The sequence below is a fragment of the Okeania sp. genome (assembly GCF_983059655.1).
Window position 1 is genome coordinate 1 of record NZ_CEZPJD010000061.1, and the last position, 2,349, is coordinate 2,349.

Annotated in this window: 1 protein-coding gene; it reads left to right on the forward strand. The window is 40.0% G+C overall.

The window, feature by feature from the left end; all coding sequences use genetic code 11:
* Window positions 1-1,297: 1,297 nt before the first annotated feature.
* Window positions 1,298-2,349: serine/threonine protein kinase (locus AC3DU7_RS06095; protein WP_488038460.1), on the forward strand; the 1,052-nt coding region annotated here is incomplete at its 3' end.

Consider the following 2,349-nt stretch of genomic DNA (forward strand, 5'->3'; position numbering starts at 1 on the left):
GGACGCTTATATCATGTTCGGATTATTAGTTATAAAAACTTCTTCACTTCAAACTTTGCTCTCTTCCTTCTGCCTTCTGCCAAAGTATAATATCAAATCCGGTAGCATCGGTGTAATTAGATAGTTAATCTAGGAGTCAGGAGTCAGGAGTCAGGAGTCAGGAGGGAAGAGAATTTAGAAACATTTGCTCTTGGATGAAGATGAAAATTTTTTTTATACCGAATTAAGCGGATTTGATATAATATCATGTCTCATTAAATAACTGTAATAACCAATCTTTACCCAACCAGGTAGGGACGTTGCATGCAACGTCCCTACATTACGGTTAATGAATGTTACTTGATATAAGTATTTAACCGAACATGATATTATATCAAATCCGGTTAAATAATCTCACAATCAATAGACATCTCCAGTAGGGAGTAGGGAGTAGGGAGAAAGAATTGATAATTTATTTTATTTTTTATGATTGGAGATGTCTAATAGCTTAAAATCCTAATTAGGGTTTGCTGAAAAAGTCTTTTTGCTCTTCGTAGTAGTCAGTAGTCAGTAGTCAATAGTCAGGAGAAATGGTGGATTACAGAATATGTAGCTGGAATAATTGTCCCCCAATTTTTCCGCCATTGCCTGCCAAAATACTAGCTTTATGCAGCTCAAGCCACTGAAAAGCTGTCACTTTTTGAGACAAAAAAATCTTACAACCAATATCAGTCAATGCTTTTGCTGACGCAAAGCTGCCGCTAAGGTATTTAATCAGCAAGCCCTAATTATGACGTTATTGGATCTATGTGCAATTAGGCGGATTTGATATTATTGGCTGAAAAATCGCCAAATTTTGGTAAATTTTACTGTTCCACGATTCCCTCATCTCCCCTTCTCCTGCTCATCGTTAATCTACAATACTTTGAAACAGCCCTGATCCCAGGAGAGGAATTTGGGTTTGGGAGTAGTTACAGCGGTTTTTATTTGGGTAGACTACAGTAGGGACATTCCATGGAACGTCCTACAAGGTTTGAAATGTGAAGATGTGGTTCATCAATTTGAAAAGCGCTGTAAGAGTCAGGAGGAACGGGGAGTTATATCATGTCCGCACTTTATCGTTTGTGTAAACCCAAGGGTGAATATCTACAGGAAATTTAAGTTTTTTTTGATTACCCTTAAGTATTTCTCCCTGTTCCCTGTTCCTTGCTCTATAAATCTCAGAAAAAATACTGCTATTGCCCACACAATTAATTTGATATAATAAGAGCAAAAATTTAATTATTTTTGGTACTTAACTTTACTCCTGAGAATCAAAATGCTCAACTTAGCTGGTTATCAAGAAACAGACCAAATATACGCCGGAAACCGGACCTTAGTATATCAAGCTATCCAAACTACTCAAGGACAACCAGTCATCATCAAAGTCTTACGCAACCCCCACCCTAACTTTAACGAATTAGTCCAGTTTCGTAACCAATATATCATTACTCACCATCTTGAACATCCAGCTATTGTTCAACCTCTAACCCTAGAACGTTACGGCCATGCTTACGCCTTAGTGATGCCAGACTCAGGAGATATGTCACTTTCGGACTATTGGCAGCACTCTGAGCATTCCCAAAAAGACTTCCTCAACATAGCTATCCAACTAGCGTCAGTTCTGCACTATCTCAGCCAACAACGGATTATTCACAAAGACATTAAACCAAGCAACATCCTGATTCATCCCGAAACCAAGCAAGTCAAACTCATCGACTTCAGTATCTCCAGTTTACTACCAACCGAACAACAACAACTCATAAACCCCAAGGTCTTACAAGGAACCCTAGCCTACATTTCCCCAGAACAAACCGGACGCATGAACCGAGGAATTGACTACCGTACCGACTTTTATTCCCTTGGAGTCACCTTATTTGAACTCCTAACCGGAAAATTACCGTTTCAGTCTAATGATCCAATGGAATTGCTGCATTGTCACATTGCCCAGACAGTAAGTTTTCCCACAGAAAATCAAGTACCAGAAGTATTGCAGAATATTGTCCTGAAATTGATGGCCAAGAATGCTGAAGATCGTTATCAGAGTGCCTTGGGGTTGAAACCTGACCTAGAGCGATGTCTGCAACAGTTAGAAACTGTCGGGAAAATTACATCCTTTGAATTAGGACACAGGGATAAGAGCGATCGCTTCATTATTCCTGAAAAACTCTACGGACGGGAACAGGAAGTACAAATCCTCCTTAATGCCTTTGAGCGTGTTGCCTCTCCTGCCGATACTACCCTTAGCAAAGGGGGAGAAGAATCCCCAACCACCCTTCAAACCAAAAGCAAAGCAACATCTAGCTTCCCCCATTCCAAGGGGGACGGGAG